17 protein-coding genes are annotated in these 19,933 nt (G+C 68.9%); 14 read left to right on the top strand and 3 right to left on the bottom strand.

What is annotated here, in order from left to right; translation table 11 throughout:
- The first annotated feature begins 15 nt into the window (after positions 1-15).
- Together ileS and J3367_RS00485 are read left to right on the top strand one after the other, a co-directional pair.
- On the top strand, positions 16-3,015 hold the full coding sequence (ileS, locus tag J3367_RS00480) for an isoleucine--tRNA ligase (protein ID WP_421459965.1): 3,000 nt from the start codon (positions 16-18) through the stop codon (positions 3,013-3,015).
- Between the two features lie 181 nt (positions 3,016-3,196).
- Positions 3,197-3,880, top strand: a complete 684-nt coding sequence (locus tag J3367_RS00485; protein ID WP_024349257.1) for a hypothetical protein — start codon at positions 3,197-3,199, stop codon at positions 3,878-3,880.
- Between the two features lie 69 nt (positions 3,881-3,949).
- On the opposite strand, the gene J3367_RS00490 is transcribed toward J3367_RS00485, so the two are convergent.
- Positions 3,950-4,432 (bottom strand): nucleoside deaminase, encoded by a 483-nt coding sequence (locus tag J3367_RS00490; protein WP_024349256.1) that lies wholly within the window; start codon positions 4,430-4,432, stop codon positions 3,950-3,952.
- Positions 4,433-4,625: 193 nt separating this feature from the next.
- Between J3367_RS00490 and J3367_RS00495 the strand changes: the two genes are divergently transcribed.
- The 5 genes from J3367_RS00495 (at position 4,626) to J3367_RS00515 (ending at position 10,631) form a co-directional block, all read left to right on the top strand.
- Positions 4,626-6,263 (top strand): pseudouridine synthase, encoded by a 1,638-nt coding sequence (locus tag J3367_RS00495; protein WP_024349255.1) that lies wholly within the window; start codon positions 4,626-4,628, stop codon positions 6,261-6,263.
- Between the two features lie 6 nt (positions 6,264-6,269).
- Entirely contained in the window at positions 6,270-6,830 is a 561-nt protein-coding gene (gene rsmD, locus J3367_RS00500; RefSeq protein ID WP_024349254.1) for a 16S rRNA (guanine(966)-N(2))-methyltransferase RsmD, read from the top strand.
- Positions 6,831-6,939: 109 nt separating this feature from the next.
- Positions 6,940-8,394: a M16 family metallopeptidase gene (locus tag J3367_RS00505; RefSeq protein ID WP_024349253.1), complete on the top strand. Its 1,455-nt coding sequence runs from the start codon at positions 6,940-6,942 to the stop codon at positions 8,392-8,394.
- Positions 8,375-9,754, top strand: a complete 1,380-nt coding sequence (locus J3367_RS00510; RefSeq protein ID WP_373279274.1) for a M16 family metallopeptidase — start codon at positions 8,375-8,377, stop codon at positions 9,752-9,754. Before J3367_RS00505 ends, J3367_RS00510 begins: the two co-directional genes overlap by 20 nt.
- A gap of 4 nt (positions 9,755-9,758) precedes the next feature.
- Positions 9,759-10,631 carry a patatin-like phospholipase family protein gene (locus J3367_RS00515; protein WP_024349251.1) on the top strand — a complete coding sequence of 291 codons (873 nt, stop codon included), beginning with the start codon at positions 9,759-9,761 and terminating at the stop codon, positions 10,629-10,631.
- Positions 10,632-10,651: 20 nt separating this feature from the next.
- On the opposite strand, the gene J3367_RS00520 is transcribed toward J3367_RS00515, so the two are convergent.
- Positions 10,652-11,782: a DNA topoisomerase IB gene (locus tag J3367_RS00520; RefSeq protein WP_024349250.1), complete on the bottom strand. Its 1,131-nt coding sequence runs from the start codon at positions 11,780-11,782 to the stop codon at positions 10,652-10,654.
- 176 nt (positions 11,783-11,958) lie between these two features.
- On the opposite strand from J3367_RS00520, the gene J3367_RS00525 reads away from it, so the two are divergent.
- Entirely contained in the window at positions 11,959-12,177 is a 219-nt protein-coding gene (locus J3367_RS00525) for a DUF2945 domain-containing protein (protein ID WP_024349249.1), read from the top strand.
- Positions 12,178-12,240: 63 nt separating this feature from the next.
- Here J3367_RS00525 and J3367_RS00530 read toward each other — a convergent pair whose 3' ends face one another.
- Positions 12,241-14,133: a monovalent cation:proton antiporter-2 (CPA2) family protein gene (locus tag J3367_RS00530; RefSeq protein ID WP_024349248.1), complete on the bottom strand. Its 1,893-nt coding sequence runs from the start codon at positions 14,131-14,133 to the stop codon at positions 12,241-12,243.
- 119 nt (positions 14,134-14,252) lie between these two features.
- On the opposite strand from J3367_RS00530, the gene J3367_RS00535 reads away from it, so the two are divergent.
- From J3367_RS00535 to lpxK, 6 genes are all read left to right on the top strand, one after another.
- On the top strand, positions 14,253-15,596 hold the full coding sequence (locus tag J3367_RS00535) for a TldD/PmbA family protein (RefSeq protein ID WP_024349247.1): 1,344 nt from the start codon (positions 14,253-14,255) through the stop codon (positions 15,594-15,596).
- A complete protein-coding gene (locus tag J3367_RS00540; protein WP_024349246.1) occupies positions 15,593-16,390 on the top strand; it encodes a 3'(2'),5'-bisphosphate nucleotidase CysQ in 798 nt (265 codons plus the stop codon). Before J3367_RS00535 ends, J3367_RS00540 begins: the two co-directional genes overlap by 4 nt.
- Before the next feature lie 110 nt (positions 16,391-16,500).
- The gene (locus J3367_RS00545; RefSeq protein ID WP_024349245.1) at positions 16,501-16,737 is read left to right on the top strand and encodes a DUF4170 domain-containing protein; all 237 of its coding nucleotides are present in this window, start codon (positions 16,501-16,503) and stop codon (positions 16,735-16,737) included.
- Positions 16,738-16,791: 54 nt separating this feature from the next.
- Positions 16,792-17,565 carry a lysophospholipid acyltransferase family protein gene (locus J3367_RS00550; RefSeq protein WP_244495391.1) on the top strand — a complete coding sequence of 258 codons (774 nt, stop codon included), beginning with the start codon at positions 16,792-16,794 and terminating at the stop codon, positions 17,563-17,565.
- Positions 17,562-18,890 (top strand): lipid IV(A) 3-deoxy-D-manno-octulosonic acid transferase, encoded by a 1,329-nt coding sequence (waaA, locus tag J3367_RS00555; RefSeq protein WP_024349243.1) that lies wholly within the window; start codon positions 17,562-17,564, stop codon positions 18,888-18,890. Before J3367_RS00550 ends, waaA begins: the two co-directional genes overlap by 4 nt.
- Complete coding sequence (lpxK, locus tag J3367_RS00560; protein ID WP_024349242.1) at positions 18,890-19,918, top strand: tetraacyldisaccharide 4'-kinase; 1,029 nt, start codon at positions 18,890-18,892, stop codon at positions 19,916-19,918. Before waaA ends, lpxK begins: the two co-directional genes overlap by 1 nt.
- Positions 19,919-19,933: the final 15 nt, after the last annotated feature.

Below are 19,933 nucleotides of genomic sequence, written 5' to 3' on the forward strand. Positions count from 1 at the left end.
GACATGGCTGAATTCATGAGCGACACCAAGAACGACACTGCGGCCGGTTCCGCCACCGGGATCGACTACGCCAAAACGCTGTTCCTGCCCGAAACGCCGTTTCCCATGCGCGCCGGCCTGCCCAAGGCCGAGCCGGAATGGATCGGCAAGTGGGACGCGATGGACCTCTACGGCACCCTGCGCCGGGAATCGGCCGGCCGGCCGAAATACGTGCTGCATGACGGGCCGCCCTACGCCAACGGCAACCTCCATATCGGCCACGCCCTGAACAAGGTGCTGAAGGACGTCATCACCCGCTCGTTCCAGATGCGCGGCTACGACGCCAATTACGTGCCGGGCTGGGACTGCCACGGCCTGCCGATCGAGTGGAAGATCGAGGAGCAGTACCGGGCCAAGGGCAAGAACAAGGACGAGGTGCCGGTCAACGAGTTCCGCAAGGAATGCCGCGACTTCGCCGCCCATTGGGTGGGCGTGCAGACCGAGGAGTTCCGCCGCCTCGGCGTCGAGGGCGACTTCAAGGACCCGTATCTGACCATGGCCTACGGGGCGGAGTCGGTGATCGCCGGCGAGCTCCTGAAATTCGCCATGTCGGGCCAGCTCTATCGCGGCTCCAAGCCGATCATGTGGTCGGTGGTGGAAAAGACCGCGCTGGCCGAGGCCGAGGTCGAGTATCACGACCATGAGTCCGACACGATCTGGACCAAGTTCCCGGTGCGCGGCAGCGAGGCGCTTGCCGGTGCGGCCGTGGTCATCTGGACGACCACCCCCTGGACGATCCCGGGCAACCGGGCGATCGCCTATTCGCCGCGCATCGCCTACGGCCTCTACGAGGTGACGGCCGGGGAAGACGCGGAGAATCCGCGCTGGGCGAAGGCCGGCGACCGGCTGGTGCTGGCCGACGCACTGGCCGCCGACGTCCTGTCCAAGGCGCGGGTGCCGGAGGACGGCTATCGCCGCGTGGCGGACGTTCCGGCCGGCGATCTCGCGGGCCTCGTCTGCGATCATCCGCTGAAGGGTGTCGGCGGCGGCTACGATTTCGCCGTGCCGCTGCTCGAGGGTGACCATGTCACCGACGATGCCGGTACCGGCTTCGTCCACACCGCGCCGGGGCATGGCCGCGAGGATTTCGACGCCTGGATGGATGCGCGCCGCGACCTCGAAAAGCGCGGCATCGACACAACCATCCCCTTCACCGTCGACGACGACGGCTTCTACACCAAGGACGCGCCGGGCTTCGGCCCGGACGCCGAGGGCGGGCCTGCACGGGTCATCGACGACAAGGGCAAGAAGGGCGACGCCAACAAGCGGATCATCGCCGCGCTGATCGAGGCCGGAAATCTGCTCGCTCGCGGGCGGCTGAAGCATTCCTATCCGCATAGCTGGCGGTCCAAGAAGCCGGTGATCTTCCGCAACACGCCGCAATGGTTCGTCCATATGGACAAGGACCTCGGCGGCTACGGCCTCGACGGCCAGTCGGCAAACGCTGGCACCGAGGACACGTTGCGCAACCGTGCGCTCGGCGCCATCGACGCGACGCGCTTCGTGCCGGCGTCGGGCCAGAACCGGCTGCGCGGCATGATCGCCGACCGGCCGGACTGGGTGTTGTCGCGCCAGCGCGCCTGGGGCGTGCCGATCTGCGTCTTCGCCGACGAGAATGGCGAGGTGCTGAAGGACGAGGCGGTCAACGCCCGCATCCTCGAAGCCTTCGCGGCCGAGGGCGCCGACGCCTGGTTCGCCGACGGCGCCAAGGAGCGCTTCCTCGGCAACGAGCACGATGCCGACAAGTGGACCATGGTCCGCGACATCCTCGACGTGTGGTTCGATTCCGGCTCCACCCACGCCTTCTGCCTGGAGAAGCGGCCCGACCTGAAATGGCCGGCCGACCTCTATCTGGAAGGCTCGGACCAGCATCGCGGCTGGTTCCATTCCTCGCTGCTGGAATCCTGCGGCACCCGCGGCCGGGCGCCCTATAACGCCGTCCTCACCCATGGCTTCGTCATGGACGAGGAAGGGCGCAAGATGTCGAAGTCGCTCGGCAACGTCGTCACCCCGCAGGATGTCATCAAGCAGTCCGGCGCCGACATCCTGCGGCTTTGGGTGGTCAGCTCCGACTATTCGGAGGATCTGAGGCTCGGCAAGACGATCCTGCAGACCAACATCGACAGCTACCGCAAGCTGCGCAACACGCTGCGCTGGATGCTGGGCACGCTCTCCCACGACGAGGGGGAGACGGTGCCGCTGGCCGAGATGCCGGAGTTGGAGCGGCTGATGCTCAACCGGCTGGCCGAGATCGACGAGATCGTGCGCAAGGGCTACGATTCCTTCGACTTCAAGCGGATCAGCCGGACGCTGCTCGACTTCGTGGTGGTGGAGCTGTCGGCGTTCTATTTCGACATCCGCAAGGACGCGCTCTATTGCGATCCGCTGTCCTCGACGCGCCGCAAGGCGTCGTTGCAGGTGGTCCGCATCCTGTTCGACCACCTGGTGACCTGGATGGCGTCGATGCTACCCTTCACCATGGAGGAGGCGTGGCTGTCGCGCTATCCGGAGGCGAAGTCCGTGCATCTGGAAAGCTTCCGCGACGTCGATCCGGCCTGGCGCGACGGCGAGCTGGCCGCCCGCTGGCAGAAGCTGCGCCGGGTGCGCCGCGTCGTCATGGGCGCGCTGGAGGAAAAGCGCCGCGAGAAGGTGATCGGCTCGTCGCTGGAAGCCTCGCCGGTGGTCCATGTCGAGGATGCCGAATTGCGGGCAGAGGCGGCCTCGGTCGACTTCGCCGAGATCGCCATCACCTCGGGTGTCGTCATCTCGGCCGAGCCGGCCCCGGCGGATGCCTTCCGTCTGGCCGACACGCCGGGCGTCGCCGTCGTCTTTCGCAAGGCGGAGGGCACCAAATGCGCCCGCTCGTGGAAGATCACCGGCGATGTCGGTTCCGACCCGGCCTTCCCGGACGTGTCGGCGCGCGATGCGGCGGCGCTGCACGAGCTGAAGGCGGCGCGGCGGCTGACGGCGGCCTGAACGCGGCGGTCAATCACAGCGTGCGGCGGCCCCGGCGGTGGCCGCACGCTTGCAGAACCCATTGCAGCAGCCTAGAACTGCGCCCGGAATTCGCCAGATTTCCGTGACATGCGCAGGGTCTGCCCGACCGGCCGCATGCCGGTATGGGGGGCGGAAATGATCGGCTAGGGGGCCGTACCGGATGACATCGAAGACAGTCCGCAATGCGCTTCGCGCTACGGCTATCGGAGCGGCCAGCCTGGCGCTGACCGGCTGTCTGGGACCGACCTACGGCACCGGCAAGTCGCAGGGCGAGACGCTGTTCGACGATCTCAACAACGTCGTCAGCCTCGGCGGCGACAACAAGAGCGCCGAGATCGCCTATGCGCCGCGCCCCGAGCTGGTGAAGCCCGAGAACACCGGTGTCCTTCCGGCGCCGCAGACGGCGCGCAACACGACCGGTGATCCGAACTGGCCGGAATCGCCCGAACAGCGCAGCGCCCGCCTGCAGGCCGCCGCCTATCAGGGCGATGGACCGATCCCGGCGGATGTCGCGACCGCCCGCAAGGAAGGCGTGACGCAGGCCTATCTCGATCGCACCAGCAGCGACGGCTTCGATTTCGGTAAGAACAACGACGACGCGCCCTTGTTGACGCCGCAGCAGCTGCGCAGTCGCGGCGAACTCGTGCGTGCCCGCCTCAAGGAGCGCGCACAGGGCAGCCCGGCCCAGCGCAAATATCTGAGCGAGCCGCCGGTCGCCTATCGCCAGCCCGCGGCCACCGCCCCGGTCGGCGATCCGGGCGTCGACGAGAGCGTCAAGGAACGGCGCCTGCGCGGCAGCGGCGAGGGCCTCGGCTCGAAGATCCGCGACCTCCTGCCGTTCTGATCACGCCCGTTCGCCGGGCGGTTCGTTCCTGAGACACGCGCATGCGGTGTCGCCGGTAGGCGGGCGCGGTCAGGACCGCCGCGCTCGAAAGAAACCGCGCAGAAGCTCGGCGCTCTCGCGGGCCGCGATGTCGGAATAGACCTCGGGCGCGTGGTGGCAGGTGGGCTGGCTGAAGAAGCGCGGCCCGGCATCGACGCCGCCGCCCTTGGGATCGGCCGCGCCGTAATAGAGCCGCCGGATGCGCGCAAAGGAGATCGCCGCCGCACACATGGCGCAGGGCTCCAGCGTCACGTAGAGATCGCAGTCCGGCAGGCGTTCGGAACCGAGGCGGGCACCCGCCGCACGGATCGCGACGATCTCGGCATGGGCGGTGGGATCGTTGCGCTGGCGGGTCTCGTTGCCGCCGCGGGCGATGACCTCGTCGCCGCGCACGATGACCGCACCGACGGGCGTCTCGTTCCGCGCCGCGGCCAGACGGGCTTCCTCGAGGGCGATGTCCATGAAGGTCGGGCGGGGCAGAGGCGGCTCCTTGGTCTGTCGATCCGGCCGCATGGCGCGGTCCGAATCCCGTTCCCCTTTGACGGGCGATGCTGTAGAGCCACCTGCTAATCCATTCGCGGGTCGGCGCAAGCGTTCCAGCTCCTCAGGGGCGAACCGCGCCACCGATCCTTTCACCATCTCGACGGTGGTGAGCCGGCGCCGAGCGCCGGTCCGAGCAGATAGCCGCCGCATGAGAGGCAGTTGCATGAGCGATACGACGAACGGCGACGACGGAAAAGGTCGCGGACGCGGACCCGGTGGCAAACGGGGCGCAGGTGGCGGTGACCGCGAGCGCGGTGACCGGCCGAAGCCGCGCGAGGGTGGCAAGCCCTTCACGCCGAAGAGCCGCGGCATGTTCTCCCATGGCGGCGCGCGCGACGACAAGGGCGAGGGGGCGAAGCCCCGCAGCTTCGGACGGCTGCAGCATGATGCGCCGAGAGGCGATCGCACGGAGCGGCCCGGCGGCGAGCGCCGCCCGGTGCGTGACGACCGGCCGAAGCGGGCGCCGCGCGACGATCGTGCGCCGCGCGCCGAGACCGAATCCGCCGTTGGCGAGATGCGGATCGCCAAGCGCCTGGCGCGTGCGGGCATCGCCTCGCGCCGCGACGCCGAAGGCATGATCGCCGATGGCCGCGTCAAGCTGAACGGCAAGGTCCTCGACACGCCGGCCGTCGTCGTCACGGCCTCCGACCGGATCGAGATCGACAATGCGCCGCTGCCGGCTATCGAGCGGACACGGCTGTGGCTGTTCCACAAGGCCGCGGGCACGGTGACCACCAACCGCGACCCGGAGGGCCGGCCGACGATCTTCGACCGCCTGCCCGGCGACATGCCGCGGGTGCTCACCGTCGGACGCCTCGACATCAACACCGAGGGGCTGCTGCTCCTGACCAATGATGGCGGGCTCGCCCGGATCCTGGAGCTGCCGGCGACCGGCTGGCTGCGGCGCTACCGCGTGCGCGCCCATGGCGCGATCACCCAGGCGCGCCTCGACGAGCTGCGCCAGGGCATCGCCATCGACGGGGTCTTCTACGGCGCCATCGAGGCGACGATGGACCGCGAGCAGGGCTCCAATGTCTGGCTGACGCTCGGTCTGCGCGAGGGCAAGAACCGCGAGGTCAAGAAGGTGCTGGCGCATCTCGGCCTCGAGGTGAACAGGCTGATCCGGCTGTCCTTCGGCCCGTTCCAGCTCGGCGACCTCAAGGAAGGGTCGGTGCAGGAGATCAAGGGCCGCATGCTGCGCGACCAGCTCGGCGAGCGGCTGATCGAGGAATCAGGCGCCGATTTCGACGCGCCCGTGGCCAAGCCCTTCTCCAACCGCCCGGTCGAGGCCGAGCGCACGGAGCGGCCGAAGAAGGCCGACGAGTGGATTTCCGCCAGCGAGACCGCGCCGAACAAGAAGCGGGTCCGCGAGGCCAAGCGCGAGGATGCGCTGGGCCGGCTCGATACCCGTGCCGGACGGCCCGAGCGTAACGATCGCGGCGACCGCAAGCCGTTCGGCGAGCGTCCGGGCAAGCGCTTCGAGGGGCCGAAGAAGCCCTATGGCGATCGCGACGCAGCCAGCGGCCGCGACGACGCGGCCAGCCCGCCCAAGCGGCCGATCGATGCGCCCAAGCGCAGCGCCAATGTCTGGATGGCGCCGGGCGCACGGCCGCAGGGAACCAAGAAAGCGCTGGGCTCGCAGGCTGGCCGGCCCGACCGGGGCCCGTCCCGCGGCGAACGGCCGTCCGGCCCGTCGGCGCCGCGTGGTGGGGCTGGCAAGCCCGCCGGTCGTCCGCCGCGCTCCGGCGGCGATGCCCCGCAGCGTCCGGGGCGCCCGCCGCGTCCGCCGCGCAAGGGCTGATCCGGCATGCGCATCGTCGGGGGTGAACTGAAGGGGCGGCGGCTGGCCGTCCCGAAGACCGATACGATCCGGCCGACTACGGACCGCAACCGCGAGACCCTGTTCAACATCCTGACGCACCGGGCAGGCTTCCAGCTCGACGGCGCCCGGGTGCTGGACCTGTTCTCCGGCACCGGGGCGCTCGGCATCGAGGCGCTGTCGCGCGGCGCCCGCTTCTGCCTGTTCGTCGAGGAGGGCGTCGAGGGCCGCGGTCTCATCCGCGAGAACATCGAGGCCTTCGGCCTGCAGGGGCGGTCCAAGATCTTCCGGCGCGACGCCACCAGCCTCGGCATCGTGGGAACGATGGAGCCGTTCGACTGCGTCGTGGCCGATCCGCCCTATGGGCGCGGGCTCGGCACGGCGGCGCTCGTCTCGGCGCGCGACGGCGGCTGGCTGAAGCCGGGGGCGCTGGTGATCGTCGAGGAAGCGCTGGCCGCGCCGTTCGAGGTGCCGGGCGGGTTCGAGCAGACCGACGAACGCGCCATGGGCGAGACGGTGCTGCGCTTTCTTGTCGCCCCGGGCCGCTGACCGCCATCCTCACGGCGACCTAAACAAACCTTAATTGGCAAGGATTCTCGGCATCCGGCATAGTCGCGAGGCTTGCAACAGGGTGCAACAACGAGGATCAGACCGAACGATGACGCATCACTTCCGCCCCATCGGCCTGCCGGCGCTCGCCGTCGCTTTCGTGCTGCCCCTGACGCTGTCGGCCGGTGCCCAGACAGAGCCGGCCCCGGCGCAGGCCGAGGTGACCGATCCGTCCGACACGGCGCCGACGACGCCCGAGACCGCGGCGCGCGAAAACGGGCCGGATCTCACCACCTTCACCCTCGACAACGGCCTGCAGGTCGTAGTGCTGCCCGACAATCGGGCGCCGATCGTCACCCAGATGGTCTATTACCATGTCGGCTCGGCGGACGAGGCGCCCGGCAAGAGCGGCATCGCGCATTTCCTCGAACACCTCATGTTCAAGGGCACGAAGAATCACCCCACCGCCGAGTACTCGCGCCGTGTCGCCGATATCGGCGGCCAGGAGAACGCCTTCACCACCTCCGACTATACCGGCTACTACCAGCAGGTGCCGGCCGACGCGCTGGCGATGGTGATGGAGATGGAAGCCGACCGGATGGAGAACCTCGTACTCTCCGAGGAGGCGGTCCTGCCGGAACGCGACGTCATCCTGGAGGAGCGCCGCATGCGGATCGACAACGATCCGGGCTCGCAGCTCTCGGAAGCCGTGCAGGCGGCGTTGTTCCAGAACAGCCCCTACGGCACGCCGGTGATCGGCTGGCGGCAGGAGATGGAAGGCCTGACGCGCGACGACGCGATCGCCTTCTACGACAAATATTATACGCCGAACAACGCGACCCTTTTGATCGCCGGTGACGTCGACGTCGCCGAGGTCCGCGATCTCGTCGCGGAGACCTACGGCAAGGTCGAGCGGCGGGCCGATCCGGGCGACCGGGTTCGTCCGGTCGAGCCGGAGCCGCTGGCTGAGCGCACCGTGACGCTGACCGATCCGCGCGTCACACAGCCGTCGCTGCAGACCGCCTATCTGGTGCCGTCGGAAACGACGGACGAGAACGGCGAGGCCGAGGCGCTGGACATTCTGGCGGACATTCTGGGCGGCGGCACCACCAGTCGCCTCTATCGCGGGCTGGTCGTCGACCGGGCGCTGGCGGCCGCCACCGGCACCTATTACGGCGGCACCGCGCTCAAAGAGGCCCAGTTCGTCGTCTACGGCACGCCGCGCGACGGCGCTTCCCTCGATGCCGTCGAGGCGGCGCTCGACGAGGAAATCGCAACGCTGATCGAAGACGGCGTTACCGAGGCGGAACTGGACCGGGCCAAGAACCGGGTGCGCAAGAACATGATCTATCTGCGCGACAGCCAGACCTCCATGGCCCGCCGCTATGCCGCGGCCCTGGCCACCGGCCGCACCATCGAGGATGTCGAGGCATGGCCCGAGCGCATCGAGGCGGTGACCGTCGAGGACGTCAACGCCGTCGCCCGCAAATATCTGCGGCCGCAGCGCTCGGTCACCGGCTATCTCAGACCCGAGGCCCAGCCGGATGCCGACACGCGCTCCTGATCTTCCCCTTCGCAGAAGGAATCTCCCGTTGAAGTCATTCGTCCCCGCGCTCGGTGGCACGATCGCCGCCCTGGCCCTGTCGTTCAGCCTGTCCTTCGCATCGGTCGGCACCGCCGAGGCCGTCGATATCCAGACGGTCACCAGTCCCGGTGGCATCAAGGCGCTGCTCGTCGAGGATCACACCAATCCGCTGATCGCGATGAAATTCGCCTTCAAGGGCGGCGGCTCGACCCAGGACGATCCCGGCAAGGAAGGCACTGCGAACCTGATGTCCGGTCTCCTCGACGAGGGGGCCGGCGACATCGACAGCCAGGAATTCCAGGCGCGGCTCGACGATCTCGGCGTGTCGCTGAGCTACGACGCCAGCCTGGACAATTTCTCGGGCAGCTTCCGGACCATCACCGAGGTCAATGACGACGCCTTCGCCCTGTTGAAGGCATCGATCAACGATCCGCGCTTCGACGAGGAGCCGGTGGCGCGGATCCGCGGCCAGATCATGGCCGGGATCCTCGCCGAGCAGAACGATCCCGGCGAGCTCGCCGGCAAGGCCTTCTCGCGCACGGTCTTCGCCGATCATCCCTATGCGCGGCCGACCAAGGGCACGCTGGAGACGCTGGCAACCGTCGGCGCCGCCGACCTCGAGGCATTCAGAAAGCGCATCTTCGCGCGCGACAATCTCTATGTCGGCGTCGTCGGCGACATCACGCCGGACGAACTCGGCAAGCGGCTCGACGAAGTCTTCGGCGCGCTGCCCGAAACGCCCGAGCTGAAGCCCGTGGCCGATATCCAGCCGGTCCTCGGCAAGACCGAGGCCGTCGACCTGGCGGTGCCGCAGACGACGATCCAGATGGCCCTGCCGGGCGTGATGCGCGACGATGACGAGTTCTTCGCCGCCTATCTGATGAACCACATCCTGGGCGGCGGCTCCTTCACGTCGCGGCTTTACGAGGAAATCCGCGAGAAGCGCGGCCTCGCCTATGGCGCCGGTTCGTTCCTGGCCAGCTACGACCATGCGGCGGTGCTCGGCATCAGCACCGCGACCCGGGCGGAAAAGGCCGAGGAAAGCATCGCGATCATCCGCGAGCAGCTGGCCGATCTCGCCGAAAACGGCCCGACGGCCGAGGAGCTGGCGAAGGCGAAAGCCTATGTGAAGGGCGCCTACGCCATCCGCAATCTGGATTCCTCGGCGGCGATCGCCTCGACGCTGCTCGGCATCCAGCTCGACGATCTCGGCATCGACTATATCGACAAGCGCCAGGACCTGATTGACGCGGTCACGCTCGATGACGTCAAGGCGCAGGCCGAGGCGCTGTTGTCGGCGCCGCCGACGATCATCACCGTCGGTCCCGCGGGAGCCTGACGGCGTGACGACGCTCGGGCTCGCCCTAGGGGGCGGCGGCGCGCGCGGGCTCGCCCATATCCATGTGCTCGAAGCCTTCGACGAACTCGGGCTCGTGCCGGATCGCATCGTCGGTTCATCGATCGGCGCCATCATGGGGGCCGGCCGCGCCTCCGGCATGAGCGGCCGCGACGTCCGCGACTTCGTCCTCGACTGCTTTGCCGGCAAGAGCCTCGTCTTCGGCCGGCTCTGGCGCACCCGTCCGGGCAGCTTCCAGGAATTCCTTGCCGATGGTGGGCTGCGCCTCGGCCAGCTCAATGCCGAGCGCGTGGTGCGGGCCTTCCTGCCGCTCGATCTGCCGCTGCATTTCAGCGAGCTGAAGATTCCGCTCGGGGTGATGGCCACCGATTTCTACGGCAAGCTGGAGTGCGAGATCGATTCCGGCGAACTGTTCAGCGCGCTGGCCGCGACGGCCGCCCTGCCGGCGGTGTTCCGGCCGGTGCGCCGGGACGGGCGGATCCTGATCGATGGCGGCATCTTCAACCCGCTGCCCTTCGACCGGCTGCAGGGCAAGGTGGACAAGGTCATCGCCGTGGACGTCAATGGCGGCCCGAAGGGCGGGCCGGACATCATGCCGACGCCGCTGGAGGCGCTGTTCGGGGCCTCGCAATTGATGATGCAGTCGATCATCGACACCAAGGTCCACATGCATCCGCCGGACCTCCTGATCTGCCCGCCGGTGTCGCATTACGGCGTCCTCGACTTCCTGCGCACCAAACAGATCCTCGACGAGACCAGCCCGGTGAAGGAAGAGACCAAGCGGTCGCTCGACGCGCTGCTCTCGTCCAGGAACAGCGGTCGGCGTCAGCACGGGATCACGTCGGTCAAGGCCGGATAGGCCACACTGTCGGCGGCCGCCTACTCGGCGGCTTCGAGGACCCGCTCGTCCAGCCGACCGGTTTGTGGCGGCGTTTCCGCTGCCTCGTTCAGGGTCTCGTTCTGCCCGGCCGTGACCGGCTTGCGCGCTGCCTGTTCGAGGAAGCGCATCAGCCCGGTCTCGACGCGGGTGAGCCCCTCGCGGCAGCGACCCTTCAGGAGGTCGGGCGACAATTCGCCGGCCTCGAAGGCGGCGACGATCTGCGGGTGGACATAGGACGCGCGGGCAACGGCCGGCGTGTTGCGCAGCACCGTGGAGACCGAGCGCATGGCCGCGGCCACGGCGCGCTTGCGCTTCGACTTGCTGTTCACCTTGTCCCCGGCATCCTCGACCAGATAGCGCAGCGCCTCGGCCGAGCCGTGGAATGTGCGGAAGTCCTTGGCCGAGACCGGCGCGTCGGCGGCCTCGTGCAGATAGTCGTTGAGGAGGTTGGCGGTCAGCTCGCGCTGCTCCTTGCGGGCATCGGGGAAGCGGAACAGGCGCTTGCCCTTGCCCTTGCGGACCCGCTTGAGCGACTTGACCATCGGCCGGTCGACGATCTCGATGCGCTGCGGCTTGTTGGACTTGGCGACGAACTTCAGCACCGCCGCCTTCTTGACGATACGCAGATTGTCCTTGCGCAGGGACGCGACGCCGCGCCCGCCATCGCTGGCATATTTCTCGTGGCCGGGCCGCATGGCGGTCAGGTCGATCAGCCGGGTGGCGATCGCCGAGGTGGTCAGGCGGTCGAGCTTGCGGCGGCGCATGTCCTTCTCGACGCGGCGGCGCAGCCGGGGGAGGGCATGGCCGAAGCGCAGCAGCCGCTCGGTCTTTACCGCGTCGCGTACATTCACCCATTCGTCGTGATAGCGATATTGCAGCCGGCCCTTCTCGTCGCGACCGATCGCCTGGATGTGGCCGCTCTCGTCCATGCAGATCTTCACCTCGGTCCAGGCCGGGGGAATGGCGAGGGCCTTCACCCGCTTGCGCAGGCGTTTGTCGGCGATGGGCTCGCCGTTGGAAAAGCAGATCTTGAACCCCTTGCCGCATTTGCGGCGCTCGACCTCGAACCGGTGCGGATCGGTGAGGGCGAGGCCGAATTGTTCGGCGTGATAGGCAAGGCGAGGGTTCATGACGGGGCCGATGGATGGAAGGCCGCAAGGCCGGGACGAGTCTGCAAACGGCGGCCTTCGGATTCCGGTTCCGCGCCCGCTCTGCGGCGATTTGGCCGGCCCGGACGCAAAGCCCTGCGGGAACGCATCCGCCGCGAGATCGCTTCGCGCCTATCCAATCAACAGGAGGCGAGCCGATGGCCAAGTACCGCAAGGGCGAATGGGTCGAATGGAACTGGGGAGCCGGGACCGGCACCGGGAAGGTCAGCGACACCTTCACCGAAAAGGTCACCCGCACCATCGAGGGCAGCGAGATCACCCGCAATGCCGACGCGGACAACCCCGCCTACATGATCGAGCAGGAGGATGGCAGCCGGGTGCTGAAGTCGGAATCGGAGCTGTCCAAGCCGGACTGAGCTCCGGCTTTCCGGCGCCATCATAGCGCCGCCCTCGGTGGATGACGCTGCGGCCGTCGCGCGTCAGCGCGACTGGATCTTGCCGAAGTCGCGACGGCGCCCGCGAAAGGGGCGTCCGCGGCGGCGCTTGATCGGCGCCCCGTCTTCCGGGCTCGCGCCGGCGTCATCATCGGTTGGCGAGCGCTCGATGTCCTTGAGGGCCGGGCGCGGCTTGACCAGCGGCTCAGGCGTGACGACGCGGTTCGTGATCATGTCGGTGCCAGCATAGAAGCCCTCGGCCTCCTGCAGCTTGAGACGGGCGAGATCGCGCCGGCGCACATCCTCGGTGATCCGGTCGGCCAGCTCGTCCTCGATGCCCAGGGCGTCGAGCGTCGCCCGCCCGAAGGCGAGGGCGGATTCCACCGTCTCGCGGATCTCGTAGTCGACGCCGCGGGCGCGCAGCGACAAAGCGTGGCTGCGGTCATAGGCGCGGACATAGAGCCGGACATTGGGAAAATCGGCGCGGATCAGGTCGACGATCCGGTCGGTGGTTTCGCGCTTGTTGGTACAGATGGCGACCAGCCGCGTCTTGCGGATGCCGGCCGCTTCCAGGACGTCCTTGCGCAGCCCCGACCCGAAATAGATGCGGAAGCCGAAGGCCTCCGCCGTGCGGATGCGTTCGGCCGAGGAATCGATGATGGTCACGTCGGTACCGCTCGACAGCAGCACCTGTGCCGTCATCTGCCCGAAGCGCGAGAAGCCGATCATCAGGACCGAGGCGCCGGCGCCGGCAAAATCCTCGTCCAGCACCTCCTCGTCGCCATTCGCCTCGGTGCTGAGCCGGCGTCCGAGCCAGGTGGTCAGCGGCGTCAGCATCATCGACAGGGTGACGATGGCGATGAGGAACGAGGCCGTCGCCTCGGAGATGAGCAGCCCCGCCGAGGCCGCGGTGAACAGCACGAAGCCGAACTCGCCGCCCTGGGCCAGCAGGCCGGAGACGCGAGTGGCGGTGTTGCCGGTCTCGCCGAAGGCCCGCGACAGAAGATAGATGATCGCCGCCTTCGCCAGCATCAGCGCCGGCGTCAGGGCGAGGATCGCCAGCCAGTCGCGCATCACGACGGCCAGGTCGAGCGACAGCCCGACCCCCATGAAGAACAGGCCCAGCAGCAGGCCTCGGAACGGCTCGATATTGGCTTCGAGCTCGTGGCGATAGGTGGATTCGGCCAGGAGCACGCCGGCTATGAAGGCGCCCATGGCCATGGAGAAGCCCGCCGCCTCCATCAGCATGGCCGATCCCAGTACCACGAAGAGCGCGGCGCCGAGCATCACCTCGCGGGCGCCGGAGGTGGCCATGAGGCGGAACAGCGGATTGAGCAGATAGCGGCCGCCGACCACCAGGGCCGCGACGGCACCGACCGAGATGGCGATCTCGACCGGGTCGATCGCCGTGTCGCCCGAGGCCGGCGCCAGGAACGGGATCGCGGCCAGAAGCGGTACGACGGCCAGATCCTGGAACAGGAGGATCGAAAAGGCCGACTGGCCGTGGCGGGTATTGGTCTCGCCGGCCTCGTCGAGCAATTGCAGGCCGAAGGCGGTAGAGGACAGAGCGAGGCCGAAGCCGATCAGGACGCTCGCCTGCCACGAGAAGTCGAACAGGAAGGCGACGCCCGCCAGCACCAGGCCGGACAGCACCACCTGGGCAAGGCCGAGGCCGAAGATCTGGCGCCGCATCGCCCACAGGCGGCCGACCTTCAGTTCCAGTCCGATGATGAACAGCAGGAAAACGACGCCGAGCTCACCGATATGCAGGATCTCCTCGCCATCGGCGACGACGCGGAAGACCGGGCCGAGCAGAATGCCGGCAAACAGATAGCCCAGAACCGTGCCGAGCCCGATGCGCTGGAACAGCGTACCTGCGACGATTCCGCCGCCCAGAAGCAGCACGACTTCCAGAAAGATCGAGGTTGTGTGCTCCACCGAAGCTCCCGTTCCCGGTTGCTGCACGCGCGGCCGGCTGCAATCGCGTGCAATGACGCCTTGATGGCTATGGCATCGCACAATAAATGGTTCGGTGACGAACACCAGCAGGCAGGTTCATGGACGACGACAGCACGCGGCTCCTTTCGGTCGCCGAGCGGCTCATCGAGACCGCACGAAAGGCCGGGGCCGACGCCTGCGACGTGGCGGTGGTCCGCTCCTTCGGGCGATCGGTTTCGGTCCGGCTCGGCGCAGTCGAGGACACGGAGAATTCCGAGAGCGAGGACATGTCGCTCCGCGTCTTCGTCGGTCGGCGCGTCGCCACCGTCTCGGGCGACATCCACAGCGATCCGCAGCCGCTGGTCGAGCGAGCGATCGCCATGGCGAAGGTCTCGCCGGAGGATCCTTTCGCGCGGCTCGCCGATGCCGACCGCCTGGCCGACGGCCGCGACGATCCTGGTCTCGATCTCTACGACGACACCGATCTGGCCACGACGGCGATGATCGACGAGGCGCTGGCGATGGAAGAGGCCGCGCGCGGCGTTGCCGGCGTGACCAATTCCGGTGGGGCCTCGGTCTCGGCAGGCGCGGCCGGCCTCGTGCTGGCGACCTCTTCGGGCTTTGCCGGCCACCGCATGCGCTCGGGCTTTTCGCGCTCGATCAGCGTCATCGCCGGCACCGGCGTCGGCATGCAGCGGGACTATGATTTCGATTCCCGCATCCATTACGCCGATCTCGACGACCCCGAGGCCATCGGCCGGCGCGCCGGCGAGCGGACCGTGCGGCGCCTCAACCCCGGCACGGCGGCCACCGGCCGCATGCCGATCCTCTACGATCCGCGCATCGCGCGGGGGCTGATCGGCAGCATCGTGGCCGCGGTCAACGGCGCCGCGATCGCCCGCGGCACGAGCTTCCTGAAGGACCGCATGGGGCAGGCGATCCTGCCGGAAAGCTTCACGCTGACCGACAACCCGCTTTTACCGCGGCGGCCGGGCTCGCGCCCCTTCGACGGCGAGGGCGTGCGCGGCGCGCCGATGGCGCTGGTCGAGAACGGCATCCTGCGCAACTGGCTGCTCGACACGGCGACGGCGACGGAGCTTGGCCTTCAGAGCAACGGCCGCGCGGCACGCGGCGGCAACGGCGTGTCGCCCTCGTCGAGCAACGTCCTCCTGTCGCCCGGGCGGATGTCGCGCGAGGCGCTGATCCACGAGACCGGCACCGGGCTCTATATCGACGAGCTGATCGGCCACGGCACCAATCTGGTGACCGGCGACTACAGCTGCGGCGCCTCGGGCTATCTCATCGAGAATGGCGAGCTGACCACGCCGGTATCCGAGCTGACCATCGCCGGCAACCTCACCGACATGCTGGCCTCGCTGACGGCGGCCGACGATCTCGACGAACGGTTCTCCACCGTGGTGCCGACCCTGCGGATCGGCTCCATGACCGTGGCGGGCGCGTGATCTTGTCGGGCTACCAGGACGATCTGGAACTGGTGAAGGCGGCGGCCGTCGAGGCCGGCGAGATCGCGCTCGGCTTCTTTCGCCGCGACCCCAAGGTCTGGTGGAAGGAGGGCAATTCCCCGGTCAGCGAGGCGGATTTCGCCGTCGATCTGATGCTGCGCAACACGCTGGTGGGCGCCCGGCCGGACTATGGCTGGGTGTCGGAGGAGATGCAGCCGGGCGACGCACGGACGGGCACCGGCAGCCGCTTCTTCGTGGTCGATCCGATCGACGGCACGCGGGCCTATCTGCGCGGCGAGGACACCTGGTGCGTGTCGATCGCCGTGGTCGAGAACGGCCGTCCGGTGGTCGGCGTCATCGTGGCGCCCTCGATGGGCGAGATCTTCGAAGTGACCGCCGACGGCACGCCGCTGATGAACGGGGCCCCTTGCGCCGTTGCCGAGCCGGGGCCGGGCGAGCGGATGCGGCTGGCGATGCCCGATTCCATGCGCAAGCGCGTCGAGGCCTCCGATGGCGAAGCCTTCGCCAGCGAGAAGGCCGTGCCGTCGCTGGCCTACCGGCTGGCGCTGGTGGCCTGCGGGCGGCTCGACGGGACGCTGATCCGGCCGCGCGCCAGCGACTGGGACATCGCCGCCGCCGATCTCCTGATCGAGCGGGCGGGCGGCCTCCTGTGCGGCCGGGCCGGCCTGCCGACCGTCTATCGCAGCGAGGGGCGGCGGCACGAGATCCTGATGGCCGCCTCGCTGGCGGCGATGCCGCGGCTGCAAAGGCTCGCCGAGGCCGTTCCCGACTGAACGGCGCCGCCGCCTTGGAGCGGACGGTATTTTGGTGCAGGACAAGGCTGCACCCGGTAACAACACCCCAGTCTGCGCCGCGCGCGGCGCGGTGCAGGACGAAAGAGGACATGATGGAAGAGCAGAAACCCAAGCAGCTTCTTCACCTGGTCTTCGGTGGCGAACTGGACGATCTCCAGAGCGTCGATTTCAAGGACCTCGACAATCTCGACATCGTCGGCATCTTTCCCGACTACGCCTCGGCCCTGACGGCCTGGCGGTCGAAGGCGCAGCAGACCGTGGACAACGCCGCCATGCGGTATTTCATCGTCCACATGCACCGGCTGATGGACCCGGACAAGCAGTGAGGCCGGTCTGTCCCCGGACAGGCGGTCAGGCTGACGTCGATGTCGGATGAATTGATGGCACAGGCTCGAACCGGCGAGGACGGCGCTCCGCCGAAACGCCCGCGGGGGACCCTGCGCGCGTGGCGCAAGCGCGTCCGGCGCCTGCTCCGCAGCCCGGCGACCATGGCGGTCGGCGGCAGCGCGATCTATCGCGGTCTGCGCCTCGTCCATGCGACCCAGAGGGAAGCGCCTGGCTCGACCGACTGGCGGGCCCGGCTGACCGCCGAGCATCCGGCGATCGTCGGCCTGTGGCACGGGCAGCATCTTCTGGCGCCGTTCTTCCGGCCGGCCGAACTGCCCTATGTCGCGCTCCTGTCGCGCAATGCCGACGCGGAGATGAACGCCGCCGTGGTCGCGCGCTTCGGCATTGAGACGGTGCGCGGCTCGGGCGGACGCGCCGGACCGGTGCGGGCCCAGAAGGGCGGGGCCAAGGCGCTGATCGCGCTGCGCCGCTATCTCGCCCGCGGCTTCGGCGTCTGCATGATCGCCGACGTGCCGAAGGGCGTGCCGCGCGACGCGGGGCTCGGCATCGTCACGCTGGCGCGGATTTCCGGCCGGCCGGTCCTGCCGTCGGCGGCGGTCACCAGCCGGCGCTACGTGGTCGAGAGTTCCTGGGACAAGACGACGGTGCCGCTGCCCTTCGGCCGCATTGCGGTGGTGGTCGGCGAACCGATCCATGTGGCGGCCGATGCCGACGCGGAGGAGATGGAGGCCAAGCGGCGCGAGATCACGCTGGCGATCGAGGCGGCGAATGTCGCGGCCGAGCGGCTGGTCGGGAGGGTTGCGTGAGCGATTTCCTGGCCCGCGCCGCACTCGCCTCCTACCGGGCGGCCGGCACGCTCGTCTATCCGCTGCTCGGCCCCTATGTCGGCTACCGCACCTCGCGGGGCAAGGAAGACCCCTTGCGCCGCCGCGAACGCTACGGTCATGCCAGTGTCGAGCGCCCGGCCGGTCCGCTGGTCTGGGTGCATGCGGCGAGCGTCGGCGAAAGCGCCGCGGTCACGCCGCTGGTGCGGGCGATCGCGGCCGACGGCATCTCCGTCCTGATGACCACCGGCACGATGACCTCGGCGACGCTGGTCGCCGAACGGCTCGGCGACTGCGTCATCCACCAATATGTGCCGCTCGATCTCGGCCCCTCCATCCATCGCTTCCTCGACCATTGGTGCCCGGACGTGGCGATCGTGGCGGAAAGCGAGATCTGGCCGACGACGCTGATGGAGCTGAACCGGCGGCGCATTCCGCAGGTGCTGGTCAATGCGCGCCTGTCGGACCGCTCGTTCAAGCGCTGGAAGTCGGCGCCGTGGCTCGCCGAGGCGCTGATGGAAACACTGGCGCATGTGGTCGCCCAGTCGGATGTGGACGGCGAGCGCTTCCATCTCCTGGGCGCGCGGGCCGTTTCGGTGGCGGGCAATCTGAAGGCCGATACCGCTCCGCCGCCAAGCCCCGGCGCGGCGCTGGACGAGATGATCGCGGCGCTGGGCGAGCGGCCCCGCTGGGCGGCGCTCTCCACCCATGCCGGCGAGGAGACGCTGGCCGGCGAGGTGCATCGCAAGCTGGCCGCAAGCCATCCCGGCCTTCTGACGATTGTGGTGCCGCGCCACACGACGCGCGGCGACGAGATCGAGGCCGAGCTGACCGGCGCCGGCCTCAAGGTCGCGCGGCGCAGCCGGGGCGACCTTCCCGATGCGGAAACCGATATCCTGCTCGGCGACACGATGGGCGAGATGGGGCTCTATCTGCGGCTCACCGACATCGCCTTTCTCGGCAAGTCGGTGACCGGCGAGGGCGGCCAGAACCCGCTCGAGGCGGCGATGCTGGGCACCGCGATCCTGTCGGGCCGCTATGTCCAGAATTTCCGCGACGCCTATCAGCGGCTGTTGAAGAATGGCGGCGCCAAGATCGTGCGCGACGGCGACACGCTGGCCGCCTGCCTTGTGCAGATCCTCGACGATCCCGCCGCGCTTGCCCGCATGAAGCGGGCCTCGGCGACGACGGTGGAGGAGATGCGCGGCGCGCTGCCGCGGACCATGCAGGCACTGCAGCCGTTCCTGCATCCGCTGAAGCTGTCGGTGGGCCTTGACCGCTGCAACCGTCCGGCGGCGCCGCGATGATGCGGGCCGAGACGCCGCCCTTCTGGTGGCGGCCGAAAGCCTGGCAGAGCCTGATGCTGGCACCGGCGGCGGCGGTCTACGGGCGCGTGGCCCGGCGCAATCTGGAGCACGGCGAGCGCGCCGATGTCGGGGTGCCAGTACTGTGCGTCGGAAACTTTACCGTCGGGGGAGGCGGCAAGACGCCGACCGCCATGGCGCTCGGGCGCGCCGCGCTCGCCGAGGGGCTGCGCCCCGGCTTCGTGTCGCGCGGCCACGGGCGGGCCAGCCGCGGCGCCGTGCTGGTCGATCCGGCCCATCACAGCGCGGCCGAGGTCGGCGACGAGCCGCTGCTCCTGGCGAGCGTCGCGCCGACCTGCGTCGCGGTGAACCGCCGGCAGGCCGCGCAGAAGCTGCTCGCCGAGCGCGGCGTCGACTTCATCATCATGGATGACGGCTTCCAGAGCGCCCGGCTGGCGATCGACTTCGCGCTGATCGCGGTGGATGCGCGGCGTGGTCTCGGCAATGGCGCCGTGGTGCCGGCCGGGCCTGTACGCGCGCCGCTCATCGACCAGATCCGCTATGCCGACGCACTATTGGTGATCGGCGAGGGCAGCGCCGGCGATGCCGTCATCCGGCAGACGGCGCGGGGCAACAAGCCGATCTTCGAGGCGGCACTGGAGCCGGAGAACGGCGCCCGCTTCGCCGGGCTGCGGGTGCTGGCCTTCGCCGGCATCGCCGATCCGGCGAAATTCTACGCCAGCCTGACCGCGCTCGGCGCCGAGATCGTCGAGACCCGCGACTTTCCCGACCACCATGTCTTTTCCAGCGACGACATGGACGATCTGTCGGCCTCGGCCTGGCGCGAAGGCCTGCAGATGGTGACGACGCGCAAGGATGCGGTGCGGCTGGCAACGGGATCCGCCGCGATGCAGCTGTTCCTGAAGGAATGCGAGGTGCTCGACGTGGCGCTCGGCTTCGCGCCGCAGAGCCTCGGCGCCCGCATCATCCGCGATACGCGGCGCGCCTTCCGTCGTCGCAAATTCGGCTGAGCGGCCGGAGCGGTC

The sequence above is a fragment of the Aurantimonas sp. NFXS3 genome, assembly GCF_049132005.1.
Classification (GTDB): domain Bacteria; phylum Pseudomonadota; class Alphaproteobacteria; order Rhizobiales; family Rhizobiaceae; genus Aurantimonas; species Aurantimonas coralicida.